Origin of the sequence: Acidovorax sp. 35-64-16, from assembly GCF_002281195.1 — a bacterium.
Classification (GTDB): Bacteria; Pseudomonadota; Gammaproteobacteria; order Burkholderiales; family Burkholderiaceae_C; genus Acidovorax; species Acidovorax defluvii.
In genome coordinates, this window is record NZ_NCFM01000014.1 from 35,779 (window position 1) to 57,930 (window position 22,152).

Sequence of the window (22,152 nt, forward strand, 5' to 3'; positions counted from 1 at the left end):
AATGTGGCAATTTCGGTGATGACGCTCACACCCTGTGCCTTTTTTTCGACTGCCTCAACGCCCGCCCTGCAATTTGCGGCCTCTCACATGAACCTGCTGCACATGCGCCGGCGCGAGGTGCTTCACCCGGGTGCCCAACCTGGCCAGCCGTTCGCCGGACTGGGCGTGGTGCTTCAAGGAGGGCTGCAAGCCATCGATCTGACACTGGACGGCAAGGAGGTCGGGTTGATGAACGTGGGGCCTCACGAGCCCTTCGGCCACACCCTGCTGCTGGCCGAGCGACCCATCGAGCTGACCTGGGTGGCCAGCAGCAACCCAACGACTGCCGCCGTCATGGAGCGGGACAAGGCCCTGCAATTGCTGGCATTCCCCGAAATGATGGCCATGGTGGCGCGGCTCAATGGGCAGCAGGTGAATGATTTGCTGGGATGGCAGAAGGTCCAGGCCATTCATCCGGTCAGCGCACGGGTCTGCGCCTGGCTGTTGCGCCAGAGCCACAAGGACAGCGTACTGCGACTGCCCACGCATGCGGAAATGGCGTGGAAATTGAACACCACGCGGGAATCGGTGACCCGGGTGCTGCAAAAGTTGCTGACGGAAGGCGTGTTGCGGCGCGACGGCGACGATTGGCATATGGTGAGCCCCAGTACCCTGGAGGAGATGGCTCGCGGTGAAGACCGGTGAGAGCCTGGCGTACACAATGAACCATGTCGTAGAAGTCTGGCGGGGTATCGCGTCGCTGATGGTGCTATGGGTGCACTGGGGCCCTGTGCTGGGTTGGCCCATGGGTCCAATGGTGTTTGGCTTCACGGGGGTGGATCTGTTTTTTGTGCTGAGCGGTTTTGTGTTCGCGCCGACCGTGATGGCTGGCAGAGCGCCATCGCTGGGGGCCTATGCCGTGCGCCGCTTCGCTAGGATTTATCCCACCTATCTGGCCGCGCTGGTTTTGTATGCGCTGCTGGCATGGCATGCGGGCAAGCCGCTTCTATACCTCCCGGAGCACCTGCTGATGGCGCATATGCAGTCGCGCGAGATGACCTTTTATTACAACCCGGTGTTCTGGAGCCTGCCTTCCGAAGTGGCGTTCTATGCCCTGGTGCCGCTGCTGGCACAGGGGCTGTGCCGCCACCGCCAGATCCGCTGGACCTTATTGTTTGCGCTGGCACTGGCGCTGCGCCTAGCCATGGTACGCCCGGCCGACGGTGCGACTCAAAACCTGGCCTATATCGGCCTGCACCACATCCCTGGTCTGCTGATCGAATTTTTCCTGGGCATCTGGGTCTGGCAGCGCAGCCAGCTGCCGCTGAAGACAGGGCATGCCTGGGCGCTTGGACTGGGCTCGGCCCTGGGCTGGCTGGCGCTGGCCACATTGTTCCGGCAGCTGGAGCAATGGACTGGGGGTTTTGACTGGCGCAATGGGCAGATCGGCCTAGCCGCCGCCGGATGTTTTGCATTGGCGTTGCTGGCAAGCCTGCAAGCCCCCTCTCCCCGCACGGGCAGTTGGACCGAGGTTGTCGGGCGTTGGAGCGGCAAGTTTAGTTATGCCATGTATCTGCTGCACATCGCCTGGCTTGCACCGGCGCAAATGCTGGTGCGTGACTGGGGCTGGCTGGCTGGCTCTGCGGTCGCCCTGGCAGGCCTGCTACTGAGCTGCTGGACCTTGCATGTCTTGGTGGAAGAGCCTGCACGTACACTGGGGCGCGCCTGGGCCGCGCGCATGCTGCCACCACACCGCGCCACCCACGACGTGTGAGCGCTGTGCCGTGTACGCACCGGCAATCCGGCACCGATGGCACCCCATTTCTACGAAAGAAACATGAAGACCGCAGCACAGCATTGGGATGAATGGCAACAGCAACGCACGCCCGGACGGTTCACTGACTGGGGCGACCATCCGTTGGCCTTCGCGCAGATCTGTGAAAACGCTTTTGGTGATGGTGACTGCGACTTCATCGAATACATCCGACGCTGCCTGCCTGACCTGTCGCAGGCCCATGTTTTAAGCCTGTGCTGCGGAGACGGCGCCTTCGAGCACTCCCTGCTGCAAAAAGGCGTGTTCGGGCAGGTCACCGGATTCGACTTATCGGCAGAGCGCGTGAACGCGGGCAACGCTGTGTTTGAGAGCGCGCATGGCGATGCATGCGCGCAAAAGATCCATCTCGAGTGCAAGGACGTCAACACGGCATCCTACGGTACAGCGAAGTACGACATCGTCTTCGCAAAATCTGCGTTGCACCATATCGAGAATCTGGAGCACGCCTTTGAGCAGATCGCCCGGTGTCTGAAGCCTGGTGGCAAACTGGTGACCATCGATTTTTTCGGGCCCACGCGCTTTCAGTGGACACAGGAACAATTGAAGGTCCGGTCGTGGTTCTGGCGCAACCACGTGCCAGAAGATCTGCGCAAAGACAGGGATGGCAACGATATTCCCGAAATTGGACGCCCCACCGTCCAGGCCATGATCGCCATGGACCCCTCGGAGGCGGTGCGCTCGGGCGAACTCTACGCGTTACTAAAGCAGTATTTCGCGCCCAGCCAGGATATTGCCCTCGGTGGCAGCCTGGTGAATCTGCTGCTGTACGGGGCCATTGTCAACAATTTCGACCCCGCGATCGAGAAGCACAACGCAGTGATACGAGATGCCTTTTCGCTGGAGCGGCTGCTGATGGACCTGGGTGTGCTGGGCAGTGATTTCCGACTCATCATTGCCGAGCCGCTTGCCCGCCCCACCCCACCACCGGGTCTGAGCAAACGCCTGGCAAAGCTCTGGAGCGCTGGCGCGAAATAAGCACCGCGCGCGGCGACCATCCCGATGGCCAGAACCGCAGCGCTCCCACTTTATTCAAAACACGTCGGTGTCGCCAGGTTGAAAGTGCGGACTTGTCCAGTGCGGGTGAAACGGCTGCCCCAACACTTCGACGGCATGAATAGGCGTTTGCTTGGCCGCTGCCTGTGTCTGGGGCAGCCAGCTGATCCAGCCAGGGGCTGGTGCCGCTACAGGGCCTGGCGGAGGCAGTGCCTGCAAGGCGGCAGTGGCCCAGGCGGGGCCCGGCGGCAAGCAGCTATCGACGACCACCGGTTGCGGTTGCTCGCGCGTGACCAGCCAGCCGAGCGGGGTCTGCCCGTATCGCCGCAGCAGCCACAGGGTATAGCGCGGCGCCCCCCCCTCGCCCGCCGGGACTTGCTGCGGATGCAGGAGATAGCGCCAGCGCAGATAGGCCGCATTTTTGATAACGTGAGGAGCGGCATCCCGTTCTGGCTGCGTTGCAATCCTCGCACAGTGCTGTTGCCATATGGCATCCAGCATTGCATCACTCCATGCATCCGTGCTGGCAGGCAGCGCCTGTACCCTAAGACGCCACGGACCATGGCGGCCCCAGAACGCAGCCCAGGCGCTTTGCGACGCGGTGTATTCGGTGCATATCTGCAGGGGCCGGTACACACCGATGCGCTCCCCCAGGTTGGCGGGACGCAGGCCGGGAAATCCGTACATGAACAGGGGTGCACACTGATCTCGCGACGGCGCATGGGCCAGTTGGCGCAGTGCGTTGTTCATGCGCTGATAGATGCTGTGCGGGCCGATGCCTGCACGAACATCGGGATGGAGCATGACGTCGCAGACCTGCCCCATGCGCAGCGCCTCGCCAGCCCGTGCCCCCGGCACGACGATGACCCCCATGTGACCGACCAGCCGGCCGGTTTCGATCTGCTCAACCACCACATTGAAGCTGCCGCCAGCGGGAGCTTGCGCGTATTTCCAGCGCCAATAGGACGGGTCCATGGGCTGGTGGAACACGGTTTCGAAGAGTTGGCAGACCCCTGCCAGGTCGGTTTTCGGGCACAGCCTGCGGAACCGGAAGCCGTCCGCCTCTGCGCCATTGCCAGAGTCATGCGGTATCACGGAAATATCTGATGCGCAAAAGTTCATAGCCCTGTAAATATCCCAAGTCGCAGACAGCGCGCCTCAGTTGCCACGCCCGGCGAGACCACGCAGGGCACGGGCCCAGCGCACGGGTCGCGATTGCAGCAGCATCTGCAGGCTGCGCTGGGCCAGGTCGTGCTCGGCCCGCAGCTGCAAAACCTGCGCCTGGGCCTGCTGCAGTTCGGTGCGGCAGGCGTGCAGCATGTCCTGGGACTGCTGCTGGGACTGCTGCAGTTCGGTGCGGCAGGCGTGCAGCAGCCCCTGGGTGTGCTCTAGGGCTTGGCGGCAGTCGCCCAACTGATCTTGGGTGTCCCGCAGGTCGTTGGCGGTGGCAAGTTGAGCCAGCTCGGCCCGATCAAGTGCGATGGCATGCCAGGCCAAGGCGGCGCTTTGCTCGCCCACGCCCCAGCGCTGGGCGTGCTGCTCCAGGATGCGCTGGTGCCATTTGGCCCAATGGTTGTCATGCTCGGGGTCGCCGAGGTGGGAGTCGCCCAGCCCCTGGCGATAAGTAGCCCCGATGCCGGGCACATGCACGAAGGTGCCGAGGCGGCTGAGCTGGCACCAGAAGTCCCAGTCTTCGAGCACGGGCAGGGCTGGGTCGAAGCATGCGCCCCCGGCCCGCACGGTTTGCAGCTGGAACAGCACGGCATGGATGGGCAGGTGGTTGATGCCTTGCAGCCTGCGTGGCTCCCAAGGGCTGTCGTAGTCGCGTATCCACTGCCCCCCAGGGCCTTCGACCCGCACACCGGAATAAGCCGCTACAGCCCGCCCTTGCGACTGCAACGCATCCACCAGGGTTTGCAGATGGGTGGGGGCCAGCAGGTCGTCGTCATCGAGAAACAAGGCGTAGCTCCCCACGCTGGCCTCCAGGCCGCGGTTGGCGGCTGCAGAGCGCCCCAGGCGCGGCAACTCTACGGCGCAATGCTCCCGGGTGGGCTCCCCTGCCGCAACGGGGTTGACCACGCGCAGCGCCATGCGCTGCGGCGGATAGGCCGGCACGGGATGGGTGGCACCGCTGGCGTTGACCACGACAACTTCGATGTGGGGATAGGTTTGTTCCGCCAGGCTAGCAATCGCCTGTGCCAGCGACGGCCTGTTCATGCTGCGAATGATGACGCTGACCAGCGGCACCTGCTCGGCATCTGAGGCCAATCCCACCGCTTGGCGCTGCAGGGGCCAGAATGCCATGTTGGCCAAGGCATCGGGTGCGTCCAGCGCCTGCGCCGGCAGATGCCAGAAGGCTTCGGCGGCCTGCACCTCGGAACCTGCGCCAAAAGCCCGCAGCGCAGCCAGCGACTGGGCATGGCTGCGGTAGGGATGGAGTGCCTCCTGCGACACAAACGCATCGAGTGCCCGCCATTTGAGGTCAGCGACGGAGGAGATGTCGACCACCGTGTTGGGCTGGGTCGGAGCCCCCACTTCATAGAACAGCAGATCGACCGGGGCGCCGGCACGGCGCGCGGCAGCCATGCCGGCCAGCGCCAGGGCCTGGTGGTCGGGATGCGGTTCGGTGAGGGCTGGCAACAACAGCCAATGGGGTTGAAACGCCTGCAGCGTGTTGACAATGCGCTCGATGAGTGGCTGCGCGTGGCGCAGCTGGCGATCGGACAGGTGCCAGCACTCGGGTTCAGGCAGCCCTAAAATGCACGCCGCGGCTTGCGATTCTGCCAGCCGCAGGTTGGTGGCCCCGCCCTCCGGGGCCACGCCCTCCTGACCCGCGGTGGCGATGATGGAACGCACCTGCAAACCCTGGCGCTGCGCCAGAACCAGTAAGCCGCCACAGCCCAACACCTCGTCGTCGGGGTGCGGGGCCAGACACAGCATACGATCCGAAGCGGCGAGCGCAAGCCTGCCGAAGTGGTAGTCGGGGATGTTGGCGAGTCGATCAAGCATGCTGGATTGTAAAAGTCATGTGACAGCAGGCCGGCGCGACCTGTATGGCTGATTCTGGCCTTTGTAAGGAATGTCTGTTGAAACGTCTTGTATATCTGGCCCCGGTACCGCTGAACAGCCCGTCGCAGCGGCCGCACCACTTTGTGCAGTGGGCGCATGAACGCCTGGGCTGCGAGGTCTGGTGGATAGAGCCCTACCCGGTGCGGTTGCCTCGCATCGGCGACCTGCGCCGGCTACACCCCCAGGCCCGCAGAAAAAGCCACGACCTGGGCCCAGTGTGGCGCGATGCACCCTGGCTGCATGTGCGGTCGGCCCGGAGCTTGCCGCTGGAACCCTTGCCCGGCGGAGCGCGGCTGCTAGGCTGGATGCAGCGCCCGCTGCGCGCGCAACTGCACGCCCTGCTGGAGCAGGAGGACACCTGGCTGGCCGTGGGCCGGCCCAGCGGGCTGGCGCGGGTGCTGTGCACGGGCCGCCAGGGTCAGCGCGTGCTTTACGATGTGATGGACGACATGCCCCAGTTCAGCCGGGGGTTGTCGCGCCGCTGGATGGGCCGCACGCACGACGCCCTGCTGGCCCAGGCCCAGGTGGTATGGGGGTCGTCCGCCCGCATCATCGAAACACTGGCGGAACGCACCCGCCAGCCGGCGGCCCTGGTGCGTAACGGAACCGTTCTTGTACCCGAGCTGGCACCCGGCGCCGATTCGGACCGCGATGGCGTAGGCAGCGCCGTGCATGCCCAGGCACCCCTGGTGCTGGGCTATGTGGGCACGATCGCGGCCTGGTTCGACTGGCAGGCGCTGCGGCAGTTGGCCCTGGCGCTGCCTCAGGCGCACATCCACTTATATGGACCGCTGGAGTGCACGCCCCCTGCGGTGCTGCCCGCGAATGTGCAGCTGCGGGGACCCGTACCGCATTCGCGGGTCTTCAGCCTGATGCGCAGCTGGCATGCGGGATTGATCCCATTCGTGCACAACACGCTCACGCAGTCGGTCGACCCGGTCAAATACTACGAATACCGCGCCTGCGGGCTACCGGTGCTAACGACGCTGTTCGGCGAGATGCCCCACCACGCCGCCGAAGACGATGGCGTGTGGCCGCTGGAGACGCTGCTGTCCGAGGGTCTGGAGGAACGCCTGCGCAACTGGCACCGGCAGCAGGCGTTGCTGCATGCACAATGCCTGCCGCTGGCGCCTGCAAGTCTGCAAACCGCAACCTGGGCGGATCGTTTCGAAGCAGGTGCGAGAGTCTGCGGCTGGGTGTAGAACAACGGGGGGCGACTGCAGCACCGCAGCACTACCATCGCTGACGTGTGTCAGCCTTGGCTACGGCGCAGAAGATGGCAGCGATACCCAGGCACCGGGCATCAGCCACGGCCCTTGATTGCTGCCCGCAGCCTTCAGCTCGATATGGGCGAACGGATCCACCCATTCGTAGACATAGCGTGCGTCCTTGCACAGCAGGTACACGCCCACGCGGTAACGCCCCTTGTTCAGGGGGAGATGGGGCAACTCGAAACGGATGCTGGCATGGCCCTGGTCGTTGTGCGCCCTAATCGCGCCTGCATCGCAGAAGGTGGAGCCAATGATCTTGCCGCTGTCAGACGAGATGACCACGGCCGCGCGCGGATTCGGCTCCGGCTCACTCACCTGCAGATGCATGTCCACTACAAGATGGCTTTGCATGCTGTGGCCACGCAGCTCCTTGCCCGAAATGCCGTCGAGCCAGACTTCGGCCTGGAGCAGCCGCACGAGTTCAGGGCGGGCGGCGCTGATGAGCCCCTCGGCAACCTCGGTGTGACTGTCCGTCCCCTCGGGGTCAGCAGGCGGCAAAGGAACCTGGTTGAGCGCATCAAGAAACTCCTGGTACTGCGGCACGACGGTGGCAGTGGGACCGAAAGCCTTGAGCTGGCCTCGGTCCAGCCAGAGCGTTTTGTCGCAGAACAGATCCACATGGAACAGCGCATGCGAGCACAGCAGCAGCGCCGTGCCTTTTTCGCGCAGTTGCATGACCCGGTCGAACGAGCGCTTGGCGAAAACACCGTCGCCAACGGACAGCGCCTCGTCCACGATGAGGACGTCGGGGTCCACGCTGGTAGCCACCGAGAAAGCCAGGCGCACCTGCATGCCGCTGGAATAGGTTTTGACGGGCATGTCGAGCGCGTCTCGCAAGCCGCTGAATTCGATGATGGAATCGATGCGGTCTGCCACCTGGGCACGATCCATGCCCATGGTGGCGGCATACAGGTAGATGTTCTCGCGCCCCGTGGCCTCGGGATTGAAGCCCGAGCCCAGCTCCAGCAGTGCCGCCACGCGCCCGTGCGAGACGACTTGACCTGCTGAAGGCGTGAGGGTTCCGGCTGCCAGTTGCAGCAGGGTGGACTTGCCGGCCCCGTTCAACCCGACGATGCCCAGCGACTGGCCCCGGTTGACTTGCAGCGACAAGGGCTTGAGTGCATGAAAGCTGCCCTGGGCTGCTCCCTGACGGCCACGCAGCTGGTTCCACAACTGGGCCATCGGCGTTCTCTGGGGGGGATAGGTTTTGCTGACTTCAGTGAACTGGAGAACGGTATCAGAGGACATCGGCAAACCCTGGCTTGGTGCGCTGGAAAAAGGCCCAGCCCATGACGGCGAAGGCGCAGGAAACCGCCAGGTGCAAGCCCCAGCCATCCCAAGGCGCCACCGTGCCGTTGAGCAACACGCTGCGGGCAGCCTCTGCGGCCCAAGCGAGGGGGTTGAGGTCGATCATCCAGCGCATGGACTCGGGCACCATCGAGGCGGGATAGAAGATCGGCGTGAGGAACAGCAAAAGGCTGCTGACAGAAGGCGCCAGGTGGACGATGTCGCGCAGATACACCGACAGCGCCCCGAGCAACCATCCCAGTCCCAGCACGTAGAGCAGCAGCGGCAGCAGGTACAGTGGAAGCAGCACCACGGCCCAATGCAGCCCTCCCCGCCACAACATGAAGGGCAAGGTGATCAGTAGGGCCAGCACTAGCTGCAGTCCTGCGGCGCCGACCTGTACCACGGGCAGCATTTCCACCGGAAAGCGCACCTTGGTGACAAGATAGGGATGCGACCATACGCTGGTCGGAGCGCGGTTGATCACATCGGCAACAAAGGTGTAAAGCGACAGTCCGATGAACACCTGCAACCCATATTCAGTGGCGGAGCCGTCGCCTACGGGCCAGCGCACTTGAAAAAATTTGTAGAACACCAACGTGAACAGCAAAATGTGCACCACGGGTTGCAAGATAAGCCAGCCCCCACCGACCGCAGAGGCCCGATAACGCATTCGCAACTCGCGCAAAAGCCATTGCAGGTAAACATATAACCACTGCTTCATTTAAACTTAATCCTTTTACTTTCTAGCGCAAGCCGCATGGCTCCAGCCATATGGCGGCGGTCTCCGATGAAGATGCTGTCTGTATTGGGCGCCGTTTGGCGCCGCTTGCCGTTGTCGATAGAGCACAAAAGAAATCTCAAGGCATGGATTGTGCGCCGCTGGCCTGCTCTTCAGCCTCGGGCTGCACTACCGGCAAGCAAGACAGTCGCCATGGACACCATGGCGAGCGATTCGCGAGCGCAGCCAAGGCGTGAGCCGCATCGGAATACGCCCGTTGGGCGCAGGGACTGGCTGGTTTTCAGCATCATAGGGTGGGATTTTCGCATTCAAAGGCCTCAGCATCTCGCGCGCGAACTGTCTCGAACAGGTGATACGACCTTTTACATCGAGCCACATTTCATTGCGGATGCGAAGGCGGGCTATCAAATCCGCCAGATTGAACCCGGCTTGCCGTTGTATGCAGTGACCCTGTACCTGGCTGGCGCGCCGCAGATCTATTTCAAGGCCGCAGATGCCGGGCAGCAGGCGCAGCTGCGCCAGTCGCTCGCCCTGCTGATGCAGGACTGGGGCATCGAGGCCAGCGCCGCCATGGTGGAGCATCCCTACTGGACGCCCGTGGTTTTGTCCATGCCTAACACGGTGCGCATCTATGACTGCATGGACCACCATGAGGGCTTTGGCGGCATGCCGCAGGATCTGATGGACCTGGAGCATGTGCTCATGCAACAAAGTGATGTCGTCACGGTCACGTCGCAATGGCTCCACGATTGGGCGCGCGACAAGGGCGTAGCCAGCAGCATCGTGCGCAACGGTTGTGACTACGCGCATTTTGCCAACCGCCCGGCACAGATCTATCAACCGTCGCAGAGCCAGCCTGTCATTGGCTATTTCGGAGCCATTGCAGAGTGGTTCGATGTGGTTTTAGTGGAGAAAATTGCCAAGGCTTTCCCAAACTGCGAGGTGCTGCTGGTGGGTGCCGACACAGTAGGTGCGGGCAAGACATTGGGGCAATTGCCCAACGTGCGCATGCTGGGTGAGCGGCCCTATCAGGAGCTGCCGTTTTACCTGCACAGCTTCGATGTCTGCCTGCTGCCCTTCCAGCGCATCCCCCTGACCCTGGCCACCAACCCGGTCAAGGTGTATGAGTATCTGTGCGCCGGCAAAGAGGTGGTCTGCAGCGACTTACCCGAAGTGGGCCAGTTCAGCGCCCTGGTGCACAAGGCGGCGGATCACGATGCGTTCATTGCCGCCATTCGGGCCAGCCTTGAACACCCAGGCGAGAGCGACGCGCAGACCGCCCGCATGAAGTTCGCGCAGGAGCAAACCTGGCAACATCGCGCCCAAGAGCTGCACGAGTGTATGCAGCGCATGCGTTTTCCCTCCATCAGCGTGGTGGTGCTGACCTACAACAATTGGGCCTATACCAAAGCATGCCTGGACAGCCTGCTACAGTGCACTGACTATCCGGGCCGTCTGGAGATCGTGGTGGCAGACAACGCTTCGAGCGACGAGACGGTGGAGCGACTCAAGGAGTGGGCCTCCCGGGAGCCGCGGATGAAACTGGTGCTCAACCAAGCCAACCTCGGTTTTTCTGCAGGCAACAATACGGGGCTGGCTGCGGCCAGTGGCGACTACCTGGTCATGCTGAACAATGACACGGTGGTCACCCGTGGCTGGCTGTTGACACTGCTGCGCCATTTCCAGGCCGATGCCCAGCTGGGCCTGCTCGGCCCCGCGACGAACCACATCGGCAATGAATCCAAAGTGCCGGTGGTCTATGACTCCATCGAGCACATGCCCGCCGCCGCCCGCCGGTATACGCTGCCCCACATGGGCCAGCTTTATCCCATGAAAACCCTGGCATTCTTTTGTGTGATGATGCCCCGTGCGGTATACGAGAAGGTCGGCCCCATGGATGAGAACTTCGGGCGCGGATTCTTCGAGGACGATGATTACAGCCGACGCATCGAGCAGCAGTGCCTGCATCTGGCATGCGCCGATGATGTGCTGGTGCACCACCGTTTATCCGCCAGTTTTGACAAGGTGAACAACGGCGAACGCCAGGCCTTGTTTGAAAGGAACAAGGCGTACTACGAATCGAAATGGGGGCCATGGACCCCTCACCGATATCGCGCGCAATAAGATGCAGATGCGCGACGGTGCAGGCGCCCCGCAACATGCCGGCCGTACTGACATCGGCCGCGCGTGCCTTGCCTGTCAGGCGAACAGGTACCGAGGATCGATGTCTCGCAAGACGGGTGCCACCTGGTCTTTAGCGGACAGCTGGGGGGGCACCCCGATCTCGGGCCAGGTGATGCCAATATCGGGATCGTTCCAGGCGATGGCACGCTCATGGCTGGGCGCGTAAGCCGCCGTGGTCTTGTAGAGAAAATCCACCCCATCCGTGAGTGTCAGAAAGCCATGCGCAAATCCGGCCGGCACCCAGAGCTGGCGATAATTTTCCTCCGTCAGCTCGGCGCCCACCCACTGCCCGAAGGTGGGGGAACTTTGGCGAATGTCGACCGCCACGTCGAATACGGCGCCCCGCGTCACCCGGACCAGCTTGCCTTGCGCAAAGGGCGGCAGCTGGTAGTGCAGGCCACGCAAAACTCCACGCCCGCTGCGGCTGTGGTTGTCCTGCACAAACTGCGTCTCCCCGATGGCCTGCGTCCAGGCTTGCGCGTTATAGCTCTCCATGAAAAATCCACGCTGATCCCCAAAAACCTGCGGCTCAATGATCAAGACACCAGAAATTTTTGTTTCAATAAACTTCACACCAACTCCTCTGAAAAATCTGGCCTGCAATGAACAATGCAATATCCACTGCAAGTGCCCCACCCCAAAATTCCAAGCTAATTAAATTCTGACATGAAAGTATTGACTGTATTTGGAACCAGGCCAGAGGCCATCAAGATGGCCCCCTTGGTCAAGGCGCTCGAGGCGCAACCGAGACTTGATGCCAGGGTGTGCGTCACGGGGCAGCACCGGCAAATGCTGGACCAGGTGTTGTCACTGTTTGACATCGCTCCGGACTATGACCTAGACATCATGCAGCCTCGGCAGACGCTCTCCAGCATCACCAGCCAGATTCTGTTGAAGCTGGAGCCGGTGTTGCAGGATTTCTCTCCGGATCTGGTGCTGGTTCACGGCGACACGTCCACAACGCTGGCGGCGGCCTTGGCCGCCTATTACCAAAAGATAGCAGTGGGCCATGTGGAGGCCGGCCTGCGCACGGGGAATATCTATTCCCCGTGGCCGGAGGAGGCCAACCGGCGTTTAACCGGCTCGCTCGCCGCTTGGCATTTTTCTCCGACACCCCAAACCCGGGACAACCTGCTCAAGGAAAATGTACCGGACGCCCATATTCTCGTTACCGGGAATACCGTTATTGATGCTCTTCTCTTGGTGCAAAGCAAGCTGCAAAACCAGCCGGAACTGCAAAAACAATTCCGGGATACGTTTAATTTCATCCGGGATGATGCCCGCATGGTGTTGATCACCGGCCATCGCCGCGAAAATTTTGGCGATGGTTTTGAAAGAATTTGCACGGCCATTCAAGATTTAGCGACGGAATTCCCTGAAACTGATTTTATCTACCCCGTCCACCTCAACCCCCATGTGCGGGAACCGGTCAACCGCCTGCTGAAGAATCTTCCGAACGTCCACCTCATCGAACCGCAGGAGTATTTGCCGTTCGTTTATTTGATGACACGTGCCTATCTGATTCTCACGGATTCGGGCGGTATCCAGGAAGAAGCTCCCTCGCTGGGCAAGCCGGTGCTGGTGATGCGTGAGTCCACCGAGCGACCCGAAGCCGTGGCGGCTGGCACTGTAAAGCTGGTGGGAACGGATGTCGCTGTGATCGTGCGCGAGGTGACGCGCCTCATGGACGATCAAAGTGCCTACGACGAGATGGCTTTCGCCCATAACCCGTATGGAGATGGCAAAGCCAGTGAGCGCATTGTGGAGTTCATCGCCAGGGGCTGATCCAGTCTGGCCTGCGATCGCAATAACCCAGTGCGTTGACGGGGCGATGCATCAACATTTTCTGCCGAACTAAACCATTGAGCCTGCCAACCGAAAGCTCTGGAACAGATCAATGCCCCACCTTGCCCTGCTCCAGCATTCGGAGCAGGTATTGCCCATAGCCGCTCTTGGCCAAAGGCTTGGCTAGCCGCTCGACCTGCTCAGCGGCGATAAAACCATTGCGCCAGGCAATTTCTTCCGGACAGGCAATCTTCAAGCCCTGGCGATGTTCCAGGGTGGCGATGAACTGCCCGGCATCCAGCAGGCTTTCGTGGGTGCCGGTGTCCAGCCAGGCGTAGCCACGCCCCATGGTTTGCACAGTGAGCTGGCCTTGCTCCAGGTAGGCCTGGTTGACGGTGGTGATCTCCAACTCGCCTCTCGTGCTGGGCTTGACGTTTTTGGCTATCTCCACAACCTGTACATCGTAAAAATACAGCCCCGTGACGGCAAAGTTGGATTTGGGCTGGAGCGGCTTTTCTTCGATGCTCAAAGCTTCGCCATCGGCATTGAAGTCCACCACACCGTAGCGCTCGGGATCCTGGACATGGTAGGCAAACACTGTGGCCCCCTGCTGTTTGTCATCGGCGTTAGAAAGCAGTGTTGCGAGATCGTGGCCATAAAAGATGTTGTCGCCCAGCACCAGCGCGCTGGGGTGGTTGCCGATGAAGTCTTCGCCAATGATGAATGCCTGCGCCAGGCCGTCGGGGCTGGGCTGCACGGCGTATTGCAGGTGGATGCCCCACTGGCTGCCGTCGCCCAGCAGCTGCTCGAAGCGCGGGGTGTCTTGCGGCGTGCTGATGATGAGGATGTCGCGAATGCCGGCCAGCATGAGGGTGCTGAGCGGGTAATAGATCATTGGTTTGTCGTACACCGGCAGCAGTTGCTTGCTGATGGCCAGCGTGGCCGGGTGCAGGCGGGTGCCGGAGCCGCCGGCAAGGATGATGCCTTTGCGGGTGGTGGCTGGGGTGGTTTGGAAAGTATTCATGGCGGGGACTGATGACCTTGATTCAGTGTTTTTTTTCGGTATGCGCCAAGCCCAATTCGGCGGCGATGGCGTGCAGCCTCTTGTCCCGCGTCCAGAGCAAATGCGCACCCAGCCGGGTGGCTGCCAGCAGGTGCATATCCACATAGCCTATGCCGCGCCCCATCAGCGCGTGCGCGTCCATAAAAAACAGCACTTCCTTGTCGGTGGCCACCTGGAGTTGGGGCAGCGCCTGCAGCAGGCCCAGCACCTCAGCGCGTGCTTGCAAGTTTCCACATGCCAACTCTCCCACCACAAATGGATGCATATCCACCTGCCCGACCTGAAGTGCTGCCGTCAGCTCAGCTTCACCATGGCGCAAATGGTCAATCCACACGGATGTGTCCACCAACATCACGCTTGAGGCTCTCGGCGGCGGGGAATGGGCTGCAATTGGGGTTCGGTCCCGCCGAGCCGGGCCAGACGGCGCGCGCTCTCGCGCTGCACCAGCGCCCGGAGTGCTTCGCGGATCAACTGGGTGCGTTCAGTCAAACCACTGATCTGCTGCGCCTGCGCGAGCAATTCATCGTCAAGAGTGAGTGTGGTACGCATGGGTTCCTCCTTTGGACACCAGACAATGCATCGGTTGTCGCATCAAATGATGGCCGATTTTATGCCAATGCCTCTTGCAGCATACGTGCCACGCCCTGCTGCCAGTGGGGCAGCGTGAGGCCGAAGGTGGCTTGCAGTTTTTGGGTATTCAGGCGCGAGTTGTGCGGGCGCCGGGCGGGTGTGGGGAAGGCGCTGGTGGGCACGGGTGCCACTTCAGTTGCTTTTAATTCAATAGCAGCTTGCGCTTTCTGCGCCTGGGCTAGAACGTATTTTGCGTACAAATGCCAGTTGGTCTCGCCGGCAGCCACGCAGTGGTACAGGCCAGCGTCTTGTGGGCATTGCTGCAGGTGGCGGATGGCGTGCGCGGTGACGTCGGCCAGCAGGTCGGCGCCGGTGGGTGCGCCCCACTGGTCGTCGATGACGGTCAGGCGCTCGCGCTCTTGTGCCAGGCGCAGCATGGTCTTGGCGAAGTTGCCGCCACGGGCGGCGTAGACCCAGCTGGTGCGCAGGATGAGGTGTTTCGCGCCCGATTGCGCGATGAGCTGTTCGCCCTCCCACTTGGTGCGGCCGTAGACGCTCAGGGGCGCGGGGGCATCGGTTTCCACCCAGGGGCGGGTGCCGCTGCCATCGAACACGTAGTCGGTGCTGTAGTGCACCAGCCAGGCGCCCAGGCGGGCGGCTTCTTGGGCCAGCACGCCCGGCGCGGTGGCGTTGAGGGTGCGGGCCAAGTCGGGTTCGCTCTCGGCCTTGTCCACCGCGGTGTGGGCGGCGGCATTGACGATGATGTCGGGGCGCAGCGCGCGCACGGTGTCGGCAAGGCCTGCGGGATTGCTGAAGTCGCCGCAGTGCTCGGTGCTGTCAAAGTCGAGTGCGGTGACTTGGCCCAGCACCGAGAGGCTGCGCTGCAGCTCCCAGCCGACCTGGCCACCTTTGCCAAAGAGGAGGATGTTCATGCGCTGGCGGGGGTGGAGGCAGGGGCTTGCGCGTATTGGGTCTGCACCCATTCGCGGTAGGCGCCGGTCTGCACGTTGGCCACCCAGTCGGCGTTGTCCAAGTACCACTGCACGGTTTTGCGGATGCCGGTTTCAAAGGTCTCGGCGGGCTTCCAGCCCAGTTCGCGTTCAATCTTGCGGGCGTCGATGGCATAGCGGCGGTCGTGGCCGGGGCGGTCTTTGACGTAGGTGATCTGGCTGCGGTAGCTTTGCCCGTCGGTGCGGGGGCGCAGTTCGTCGAGCAAAGCGCACACGGTGTTGACGATGTCGATGTTGGGTTTTTCGTTCCAGCCGCCCACGTTGTAGGTTTCACCCAGCTTGCCCGCTTCGAGCACGCGGCGGATGGCGCTGCAGTGGTCGCGCACGTAGAGCCAGTCGCGCACCTGCATGCCGTCGCCGTACACGGGCAGGTTTTTACCGGCCAGGGCGTTGACGATCATGAGGGGGATGAGTTTTTCTGGAAAGTGCAGCGGGCCGTAGTTGTTGCTGCAGTTGGTGGTGAGCACGGGCAGGCCGTAGGTGTGGTGCCAGGCGCGCACGAGGTGGTCGCTGGCGGCCTTGCTGGCCGAGTACGGGCTGTTGGGCTCGTAGGTGTTGTCTTCGGTAAAGGCGGGGTCGGTGGCCGAGAGGGTGCCGTAGACCTCGTCGGTGCTCACATGCAGGAACTTGAATGCTTCTTTTTTGATAGCTGGTAGCGCTTGCCAGTAGTGCCGCACGGCCTCCAAAAGCCTGAAGGTGCCCAGCACGTTGGTCTGAATGAAGTCTTCGGGGCCGTGGATGGAGCGGTCTACGTGCGATTCGGCCGCAAAGTTGATCACGGCGCGCGGCTGGTGCTGCGCCAGCAGGCGGTCCACCAGGGCGGTGTCGCCAATGTCGCCTTGCACGAAGATGTGGCGCGCATCGCCTTGCAGGCTGGCCAGGTTGTGCAGGTTGCCGGCGTAGGTGAGTTTGTCGAGGTTGAGCACCGGCTCGTCGCAGGTGGCAAGCCAGTCAAGAACAAAGTTGGCGCCAATGAAGCCGGCGCCGCCGGTGACAAGAATCATGATGTGAACCGAGGAAGCAGCCTGTCGGCAAAGTCGCGAATTATCCCACCCGCTCGCGGCACGCACGTAACCAAGCGCAGCGCTTGCCCGGCACGACCGGCGCCAGCCGCGTCCACTGCACTTTTAGGAGCACACCCCTACACCGGCAGCCCCACGCGGCGTAAAGTGCATTTTTGTGCCAGCGGCAAGGGGCCCTGGCAACCCACCCTTACCCATTCCGGAGTCCCCATGGCCAAAAAAATGCAAAAGACCAGCAACGACAAAAAGCAGAGCAATGCCCAACTGTCCAGCACCGTCAAGGATTCGGCGCAGCAAATCTGGCTGGCGGGCCTGGGGGCCTTCTCGAAGGCGCAGGAAGAAGGTGGCAAGGTGTTTGAAGCCCTGGTCAAGGAAGGCATGACCATTCAGCGCAAGACGCAGGCCGTGGCCGAAGAGAAGATTACTGAAGCCACCAACCGCATGACGCACATGGCCAGCGACATCGGCTCCAAGGCCCAGGGGCAGTGGGACAAGCTGGAGAACATTTTTGAAGAGCGTGTGGCCAAGGCCCTCGGCAAGCTGGGTGTGCCCTCGGCCCGCGACATCGAGGCGCTGCATGCACGCATCGAGGCGCTGACCAAGGCTGTGGGCAAATCCGCAAGCGCAAAGACCACGGCGAAGCCGGCAGCCAAGACCGCCGCCATAGCCAAACCTGCCGCACCGTTGGCAACCAAGGCCGCCCCGCGCAAGGCAGCCGCCAAGCCCGCAGCCAAGCCCGCCGTGAAAGCGGCTGCCGCCAAAAAGGCCGCTGCAAAGCCGCGCACGCCTGCGGCCCCCAAGGCCGTTACCGAGCCAGATACGCTCTCGGCGAACTGAGCACTACCGGCCCATGCCGGGTTCCGGCCTCTGGGGTCAAAGCGACTGACACGCCCGTGCGTGCAGTCGCTTTTTTCTTGCCTCTCAACGCTCCACCGCAGCGTGGCAACCGGGCCGATGCTCCCGCAAGCGGCACCAGCGCTGCGCCTCGATGCTGCATTGCAGCAAATGCAGCTCGGTTAGAGTAGCCACAAGAGAGCAAGAAACAACGACATCAAAGGGCATGCATCCATGGTGAAGAAAGCGCCGCGCCGCACTGCCGAACGCATCCTGGAAGCATCGCTGGACCTGTTCAACCGGTTTGGCGAACCCAACGTTTCCACCACGCTCATCTCGGCCGAGCTGCGCATCAGCCCCGGCAATCTTTACTACCACTACCCGGCCAAGGACGAGCTCATCAATGCGCTCTTTGACCGGTATGAACACGCGCTGAACGAATTGCTGGGTGCCGGCGACAGCGTGCGCAATGTGGAGGACGCCTGGTTTTTCATGCACACGCTGTTTGAAATCATCTGGCAATACCGCTTTTTGTACCGCGATCTCAATGACTTGCTGTCCAAGAACCGCCGGCTGGAAACGCATTTCCAGACCATCCTGAAAAGCAAGACCCGCGCGGTGCGGGCCATGCTCGACAGCATGGCCCGTGCAGGGGCCTTGCGCATCGAAGCGTGCGACCAGAAGGTCACCGCCACCAGCATGGTGGTGGTGCTGACCTATTGGCTCAGTTTCGAGTATGTGCAGGACCCACGCCATGCACTGGAGCCCGAGAGCGCCCAGGCCGCAATGCAGCGGGGAGCGCACCATGCGCTGACCCTGCTCATGCCGTATCTGGAAGACGGACAACGGGCGCATCTGCAGCACATCGTGGCCGCCTACGCGCCGGCAAATGGCTAAACGCCAAGCGCAACAACCCCTACCGAGGAGACACACCATGGCCCGATGGACCCCTTTCCCCCATGCTGGTGACTACCGGTTTGATGTGGCCAGCGTGAAGAATCTGTGGAGCCAGCTGCACTTCGGCGATGCCGAGCCCTGCCCCCACGATGCCGCCGTGCTGCAGGCCTGGGCCCTGTACCACAACGGCGAATTTGAGCAGGCGGCGGCAGCGGGCCTGGGCGCAGGCGGGCCGGGCATCACGGTGGCCAACAAGGCCACCGCGATTTACGCCAACTACCTTGAGCCCAAGGAAAGAACCCGCCTTGATCTGTTCATGCAGGCGGCCGAGCGCGCCCAAGCCCAGGCGGCCCAGGAGCCAGCCAACGCCAACGCCTGGTACTGGCATGCCTACGCGCTGGGCCGCTACAGCCAGGGCATCAGCGTGGGCAAGGCGCTGGCACAAGGGCTGGGCGGCAAGGTCAAGAATGCGCTGGAGACAGCCATTGCCCTGTCGCCCCGACATGCCGATGCCCGGATTGCACTGGGCACCTTCCATGCCGAGGTGATCGACAAGGTGGGCGCGCTGATTGGCGGCATGACCTATGGTGCCAAGAAAGACACAAGCCTGCAGTTGTTTCAGGAGGCGCTGCGGATCCACCCGGGCTCAGCCATTGGCATGATCGAATATGCCAACGCGCTGGTGATGCTGGAAGGCGAGCCAAAAATGCAGCAGGCTACGCAGCTATATGAGCAGGCTGCTGCCTGTGAGCCCCGGGACGCGCGAGAGCGCCTCGACGTGGAAATGGCGCGCGTCGAACTGGAAGCAGACTGAGCCAGCGCACTCCCTGAGCGCGGTAGGGATGGGTGGTGCTGGAAAGCTGGGTAGCGGGGTGGGGGCCGACGCCCCGGCTCAGCCGAAACGCCGTGCGGCGATCTCCAGCAGGCCGTCAAAAATCAGGTTGTCCACCAGCTCGAATGGGCGCGTCATGCTGGGCGCCATTTTCCAGCCGGCACCACCGGTCATGACGCACGCCGGCTCGGCGCCGCAGTGGGCAATGACATGCTGCACCATGCGCTCGACCGCCCCGGCAATGGCATAGGTGCCGCCGCTGGTCAAAGCATCGCTGGTGTTGGTGGGAAAAAGGCGCACCTCGCCCGTTGGCACATGCAGGCCGGCCGTGCCGGCCTCCAGGGCGCGCAGCATGATGCCGTGGCCGGGCAGGATCAGGCCGCCCAGAAAGCGCCCTTCTGTGTCGATGCATTCCACGGTGACCGCCGTGCCCACCATCACCACCACGATGGGGCGCGCGGGGCCCTTTGCCAGCACATGGTGGCGCGCACCGATCATGGCCACCCAGCGGTCCGAGCCCAGGCGTGAAGGGTAGTCGTACCCGTTGGTGACACCGGCCTCCTGCGCCGACGACACCACCCATTGCGCCGGCACATCCCACAGTTCCATCTGGTCTTGCACGCGGCGTTTAACGGCATCGCCCGCCACCACGCACCCCAGCATGCGGCTGGGCGCCGACAGTTGCGCCCACGAGCCTTCGGCCAGGCGGTCGATGTGATCCAGGAACTCGGCGCCGTGCGCCAGCAACGCAGCGCCCGGGCGGTGAGCGTCGTACAACGCCCATTTGAGACGCGTGTTGCCGACGTCGATGGCCAAAAATGTCATGCGGCGGATTATCCAGAGTTTTTATTCCCCCCATTTGCACTTTTCGCAGGCAAGGTTGGCACCCCAACCCAGCCACCCACACTGGGCGCGTGGCGACAAGCAGCAAGACCGGTACGACGGGTGCGCACGAGATCAGGCACTTGTCTGACATGGCGCGCAGCACCTGTTGGACTACAGTGACCATTCAATAATTTGCAACCACAGGAGAATTGACATGGGTCTATTCAGTTTCATCAAAGAAGCCGGCGAAAAACTTTTTGGCGGCAAGGACGCAGAGGCGGCAACGCTGAACAACCCCGCGGCCACCGAAGAACTCAACGCCAAGGCGGCCAAGGCCATCGAGACCTACATTGCATCGCAGAACCTGGGCGCCAGCAACGTGCAGGTGGCGTTTGACGGCGCGCAGGGCAAGGTCACCGTAAAAGGTACGGCACCCACGCAATCTGCCAAGGAAAAAATCACCTTGTGCTGCGGCAACGTGGCCAATGTCACCAGTGTGGACAACCTGATGGATGTGACCAACCCCGAGCCCGAAGCCCAGTACCACGACGTGGTGCGCGGCGATACGCTCTCGGCCATTGCCAAGAAGTTTTACGGCGATGCCAACAAGTACCCACAAATCTTCGAGGCCAACAAGCCCATGCTGACGCACCCCGACAAGATTTACCCCGGTCAGAAACTGCGCATTCCGCCCGTTTAAGGGCACTGGGGCGCTTCAGCCCCTCAAAAAAAGCGGGCCCCTCCAACCGGACGGGCCCGCTTTTTCATGGAGCAGCGCCGTTCAGCCTTGGCGCCAGGGCAGCCCCTGCCTGCGCCAGCCGCCCTTTTTGCCTCGCTGCGCATGGCTGTCGGGGTCGCCCTCAAAGCCTTCGAGGATGTTGTAGGCGGTGATGCCCAGCTCGGTGGCGCGGCGCGCGGCGGCCACCGAGCGCACGCCGCTGCGGCACAGCAGCACGGCGCGGCCGCCTTCGGGCACGGCGGCGCGCAACTGTGCGTCGAAATCGGCATTCATCACCATGCCGGGCCATTGCTTCCAGGCCACGGCAATGGCGCCGGGCACCTGCCCCACCCATTCGCGCTCGGCATCGCTGCGCACATCGATCAGCACGGCCTGCCCGTCCTGCACCCATTGCCACGCCAGGTGGGCCGACACATCACCCGCATAGCCCTCGGCTGCGCGGGGTGCCTGCAGGGTGGCGCCATCGGCATCGTGCCGCAGGCCCGAGTGCTGGTTGGCGGGCACCGCCTCGTCGATGCGGCGCGGGCGCGGCAGGTGCAGCGACTCCATCAGCGCCACAAACTCGGCCTGGCTGCGCCCGGCCACGCGGGCGTTGTTGACCTTTTCGGCGCCGATGGTGGAGTGGCTGCGCCCGTTGTAATCGTGGCCGGGCCAGACGGTGGTGCCCTCGGGCAAGGCAAACAGCACGCCGGTGATGCTGCGGTAAAGGTCGGCCGCGCTGCCCGACTGGAAATCGGTGCGGCCGCAGCCGTTGATGAGCAAGGCGTCACCCGTAAAGACATGGTCGCGCCACAGGTACGACATGCTGCCCGCCGTGTGGCCGGGGGTGTGCAGGGCGCGCAGGGTTTCGCCGCCAAAGGTCAGCGTCTCGCCGTCGAGCAATTGCACCGCCGCCGTGCCAATGCCGCAGCCCGCAGGCACTGCCGTGCGCGCACCGGTGTGTTCGGCCAGGCGGCCCGCGCTGGTGATGTGGTCGGCATGGGCGTGGGTCTCCAGGGCCCAGCGCAGCGTGAGGTGGTGCGACTGCAGCACCGCCAGATCGCGGTCGAGCTGCTCGTCCACCGGGTCGATGATCAACGCATCGCGCGTGGCGGCGTCGTGCAGGATGTAGGTGTAAGTGCTGGAAGCGGGGTCGAACAGTTGCAGGGGAATCATGGTGGGCATCCAGGCAATGAGATTCAGGCGGAATGGATCGTCATTTTGCCGCGCACTGCCC

Annotated in this window: 22 protein-coding genes and 1 pseudogene; 10 read left to right on the forward strand and 13 right to left on the reverse strand. The window is 62.8% G+C overall.

The features are described from left to right. Nucleotides 1-87: 87 nt before the first annotated feature. The 3 genes from B7Y64_RS10805 (at nucleotide 88) to B7Y64_RS10815 (ending at nucleotide 2,788) form a co-directional block, all read left to right on the forward strand. On the forward strand, nucleotides 88-684 hold the full coding sequence (locus B7Y64_RS10805) for a Crp/Fnr family transcriptional regulator (RefSeq protein WP_291325308.1): 597 nt from the start codon (nucleotides 88-90) through the stop codon (nucleotides 682-684). Between the two features lie 16 nt (nucleotides 685-700). After that, the gene (locus B7Y64_RS10810) at nucleotides 701-1,753 is read left to right on the forward strand and encodes an acyltransferase (protein WP_291325309.1); all 1,053 of its coding nucleotides are present in this window, start codon (nucleotides 701-703) and stop codon (nucleotides 1,751-1,753) included. 63 nt (nucleotides 1,754-1,816) lie between these two features. After that, nucleotides 1,817-2,788, forward strand: a complete 972-nt coding sequence (locus B7Y64_RS10815; protein ID WP_291325311.1) for a class I SAM-dependent methyltransferase — start codon at nucleotides 1,817-1,819, stop codon at nucleotides 2,786-2,788. A gap of 54 nt (nucleotides 2,789-2,842) precedes the next feature. Here B7Y64_RS10815 and B7Y64_RS10820 read toward each other — a convergent pair whose 3' ends face one another. Together B7Y64_RS10820 and B7Y64_RS10825 are read right to left on the reverse strand one after the other, a co-directional pair. Further along, nucleotides 2,843-3,928 carry a GNAT family N-acetyltransferase gene (locus B7Y64_RS10820; RefSeq protein WP_291325312.1) on the reverse strand — a complete coding sequence of 362 codons (1,086 nt, stop codon included), beginning with the start codon at nucleotides 3,926-3,928 and terminating at the stop codon, nucleotides 2,843-2,845. A 36-nt stretch (nucleotides 3,929-3,964) separates the two neighbouring features. Further along, nucleotides 3,965-5,815 carry a PIG-L family deacetylase gene (locus B7Y64_RS10825; protein ID WP_291325313.1) on the reverse strand — a complete coding sequence of 617 codons (1,851 nt, stop codon included), beginning with the start codon at nucleotides 5,813-5,815 and terminating at the stop codon, nucleotides 3,965-3,967. Nucleotides 5,816-5,892: 77 nt separating this feature from the next. Here B7Y64_RS10825 and B7Y64_RS10830 point away from each other — a divergent pair, with 77 nt between their 5' ends. After that, nucleotides 5,893-7,077, forward strand: a complete 1,185-nt coding sequence (locus B7Y64_RS10830; RefSeq protein WP_291325314.1) for a glycosyl transferase — start codon at nucleotides 5,893-5,895, stop codon at nucleotides 7,075-7,077. Between the two features lie 60 nt (nucleotides 7,078-7,137). On the opposite strand, the gene B7Y64_RS10835 is transcribed toward B7Y64_RS10830, so the two are convergent. Together B7Y64_RS10835 and B7Y64_RS10840 are read right to left on the reverse strand one after the other, a co-directional pair. After that, on the reverse strand, nucleotides 7,138-8,328 hold the full coding sequence (locus B7Y64_RS10835; protein WP_291325315.1) for an ABC transporter ATP-binding protein: 1,191 nt from the start codon (nucleotides 8,326-8,328) through the stop codon (nucleotides 7,138-7,140). A 55-nt stretch (nucleotides 8,329-8,383) separates the two neighbouring features. Further along, on the reverse strand, nucleotides 8,384-9,157 hold the full coding sequence (locus tag B7Y64_RS10840; RefSeq protein WP_291325316.1) for an ABC transporter permease: 774 nt from the start codon (nucleotides 9,155-9,157) through the stop codon (nucleotides 8,384-8,386). Between the two features lie 447 nt (nucleotides 9,158-9,604). Between B7Y64_RS10840 and B7Y64_RS10845 the strand changes: the two genes are divergently transcribed. Further along, entirely contained in the window at nucleotides 9,605-11,299 is a 1,695-nt protein-coding gene (locus B7Y64_RS10845) for a glycosyltransferase (RefSeq protein ID WP_291325317.1), read from the forward strand. 75 nt (nucleotides 11,300-11,374) lie between these two features. Here the strand turns inward: B7Y64_RS10845 and rfbC are convergent, their stop codons facing one another. Beyond that, nucleotides 11,375-11,932, reverse strand: coding sequence for a dTDP-4-dehydrorhamnose 3,5-epimerase (rfbC, locus tag B7Y64_RS10850; RefSeq protein ID WP_291325319.1), 558 nt, complete (start codon nucleotides 11,930-11,932; stop codon nucleotides 11,375-11,377). A gap of 93 nt (nucleotides 11,933-12,025) precedes the next feature. Here rfbC and wecB point away from each other — a divergent pair, with 93 nt between their 5' ends. Beyond that, the gene (gene wecB / locus B7Y64_RS10855) at nucleotides 12,026-13,144 is read left to right on the forward strand and encodes a UDP-N-acetylglucosamine 2-epimerase (non-hydrolyzing) (protein ID WP_291325320.1); all 1,119 of its coding nucleotides are present in this window, start codon (nucleotides 12,026-12,028) and stop codon (nucleotides 13,142-13,144) included. Between the two features lie 109 nt (nucleotides 13,145-13,253). Here wecB and rfbA read toward each other — a convergent pair whose 3' ends face one another. From rfbA to rfbB, 5 genes are read right to left on the reverse strand one after another with little or no spacing between them, the layout of a single operon-like run. After that, a complete protein-coding gene (gene rfbA, locus B7Y64_RS10860) occupies nucleotides 13,254-14,168 on the reverse strand; it encodes a glucose-1-phosphate thymidylyltransferase RfbA (RefSeq protein ID WP_291325321.1) in 915 nt (304 codons plus the stop codon). A gap of 22 nt (nucleotides 14,169-14,190) precedes the next feature. Beyond that, the gene (locus B7Y64_RS10865) at nucleotides 14,191-14,559 is read right to left on the reverse strand and encodes a type II toxin-antitoxin system VapC family toxin (protein ID WP_330862436.1); all 369 of its coding nucleotides are present in this window, start codon (nucleotides 14,557-14,559) and stop codon (nucleotides 14,191-14,193) included. Further along, on the reverse strand, nucleotides 14,559-14,756 hold the full coding sequence (locus tag B7Y64_RS10870) for a type II toxin-antitoxin system VapB family antitoxin (RefSeq protein ID WP_111866461.1): 198 nt from the start codon (nucleotides 14,754-14,756) through the stop codon (nucleotides 14,559-14,561). The genes B7Y64_RS10865 and B7Y64_RS10870 overlap by 1 nt, the downstream gene beginning before the upstream one ends. Nucleotides 14,757-14,815: 59 nt before the next feature. Beyond that, nucleotides 14,816-15,709 carry a dTDP-4-dehydrorhamnose reductase gene (gene rfbD, locus B7Y64_RS10875; RefSeq protein WP_291328851.1) on the reverse strand — a complete coding sequence of 298 codons (894 nt, stop codon included), beginning with the start codon at nucleotides 15,707-15,709 and terminating at the stop codon, nucleotides 14,816-14,818. Further along, complete coding sequence (gene rfbB, locus B7Y64_RS10880; RefSeq protein ID WP_291328854.1) at nucleotides 15,706-16,791, reverse strand: dTDP-glucose 4,6-dehydratase; 1,086 nt, start codon at nucleotides 16,789-16,791, stop codon at nucleotides 15,706-15,708. Before rfbB ends, rfbD begins: the two co-directional genes overlap by 4 nt. Nucleotides 16,792-17,019: 228 nt before the next feature. On the opposite strand from rfbB, the gene B7Y64_RS10885 reads away from it, so the two are divergent. The 3 genes from B7Y64_RS10885 (at nucleotide 17,020) to B7Y64_RS10895 (ending at nucleotide 19,354) form a co-directional block, all read left to right on the forward strand. Beyond that, the gene (locus tag B7Y64_RS10885) at nucleotides 17,020-17,646 is read left to right on the forward strand and encodes a phasin family protein (protein WP_291325324.1); all 627 of its coding nucleotides are present in this window, start codon (nucleotides 17,020-17,022) and stop codon (nucleotides 17,644-17,646) included. 231 nt (nucleotides 17,647-17,877) lie between these two features. Further along, entirely contained in the window at nucleotides 17,878-18,540 is a 663-nt protein-coding gene (locus tag B7Y64_RS10890) for a TetR/AcrR family transcriptional regulator (RefSeq protein WP_291325326.1), read from the forward strand. A 37-nt stretch (nucleotides 18,541-18,577) separates the two neighbouring features. Then, on the forward strand, nucleotides 18,578-19,354 hold the full coding sequence (locus tag B7Y64_RS10895; protein WP_291325327.1) for a hypothetical protein: 777 nt from the start codon (nucleotides 18,578-18,580) through the stop codon (nucleotides 19,352-19,354). Between the two features lie 78 nt (nucleotides 19,355-19,432). Here the strand turns inward: B7Y64_RS10895 and B7Y64_RS10900 are convergent, their stop codons facing one another. Continuing rightward, nucleotides 19,433-20,197 (reverse strand): type III pantothenate kinase, encoded by a 765-nt coding sequence (locus tag B7Y64_RS10900; RefSeq protein WP_024813033.1) that lies wholly within the window; start codon nucleotides 20,195-20,197, stop codon nucleotides 19,433-19,435. 214 nt (nucleotides 20,198-20,411) lie between these two features. Between B7Y64_RS10900 and lysM the strand changes: the two genes are divergently transcribed. Continuing rightward, on the forward strand, nucleotides 20,412-20,897 hold the full coding sequence (gene lysM / locus B7Y64_RS10905; protein ID WP_024813034.1) for a peptidoglycan-binding protein LysM: 486 nt from the start codon (nucleotides 20,412-20,414) through the stop codon (nucleotides 20,895-20,897). Between the two features lie 81 nt (nucleotides 20,898-20,978). On the opposite strand, the gene B7Y64_RS10910 is transcribed toward lysM, so the two are convergent. After that, entirely contained in the window at nucleotides 20,979-21,416 is a 438-nt protein-coding gene (locus B7Y64_RS10910) for a rhodanese-like domain-containing protein (RefSeq protein WP_291325332.1), read from the reverse strand. 174 nt (nucleotides 21,417-21,590) lie between these two features. Beyond that, a pseudogene (locus B7Y64_RS10915) lies at nucleotides 21,591-22,100 on the reverse strand (MBL fold metallo-hydrolase); the annotation flags it as partial. Nucleotides 22,101-22,152: the final 52 nt, after the last annotated feature.